Annotated in this window: 1 protein-coding gene; it reads right to left on the reverse strand. The window is 63.5% G+C overall.

What is annotated here, in order from left to right; translation table 11 throughout:
* Positions 1 to 1,371 (reverse strand): polyketide synthase (locus AB0B63_RS32475; protein WP_357025882.1); only part of this gene is annotated, 1,371 nt, incomplete at both ends.

Consider the following 1,371-nt stretch of genomic DNA (forward strand, 5'->3'; position numbering starts at 1 on the left):
ACCGGCTCCGGCTCGAGTTCCGGCTCATACTCCAGAACCACATGCGCATTCGTCCCACTGATCCCGAACGACGACACCCCCGCCCGACGCGGCCCCACACCCCCCCACACCCGCGCCTCAGTCAACAACTCCACCCCACCCGACGACCAATCAACATGCGGAGTCGGCACATCAACATGCAACGTCTTCGGCATCACCCCAGCACGCATCGCCAACACCATCTTGATCACACCAGCAACACCCGCCGCCGCCATCGTATGACCAACATTCGACTTCAACGAACCCAAAAACAACGGACGCTCCGCCGAATGCTCCCGACCATACGTCGCCAACAACGCCTGCGCCTCAATCGGATCACCCAACCTCGTCCCCGTACCATGCGCCTCCACCACATCCACCTCACCCGCCGACAACCCCCCATTCGCCAACGCCTGACGAATCACCCGCTCCTGCGACGGACCATGCGGAGCCGTCAAACCATTCGACGCACCATCCGAATTAACCGCACTACCCCGCACCACCGCCAACACCCGATGCCCATTCCGCCGCGCATCCGACAACCGCTCCAACACCACCACACCAACACCCTCACCCCACCCCGTACCATCCGCCGACGACGAAAACGCCTTACACCGACCATCAGCAGACAACCCACCCTGACGCGCAAACTCCACAAACATCCCCGGCGACCCCATCACCGACACCCCACCCGCCACCGCCAACGACACCTCACCCGACCGCAACGCCCCCACCGCCTGATGCACCGCCACCAACGACGACGAACACGCCGTATCCACCGACACCGCCGGACCACCCAAACCCAACACATACGCCACCCGACCCGACACCACACTCCCCGCCGAACCCGTCAACACATACCCACCAACACCCTCACCCGCCTCCCACAACCGCGGCCCATACTCCAAACCCATCACCCCCAAAAACACCCCCACCCCAACACCATCCAAACCAACACCCAAACCCGCACCCTCCAACGCCTCCCACACCACCTCCAACACCAACCGCTGCTGCGGATCCATCACCACAGCCTCACGCGGAGACACCCCAAAAAACTCCGCATCAAAAACCCCCGCACCCTCCAAAAACCCACCCCACCCCGGCACCCCACCACCCACCAAACCCCCCACATCCCACCCACGATCCACCGGCCACCCACCCACCACATCAACCCCACCCAACACCACATCCCACAAATCCCCCGGCGAACCCACCCCACCACCAAAACGACACCCCATCCCCACAATCGCCACCGCCTCACCCACACCCACACCCGCAACACCCACACCCGAACCCAAACCCACCACCAAACCCACCAACCGCTCCGCCACCAACACCGGAGTCGGAAAGTCG

This window comes from Micromonospora sp. NPDC049081, from assembly GCF_040648835.1.
Lineage (GTDB): Bacteria > Actinomycetota > Actinomycetes > Mycobacteriales > Micromonosporaceae > Micromonospora > Micromonospora antibiotica.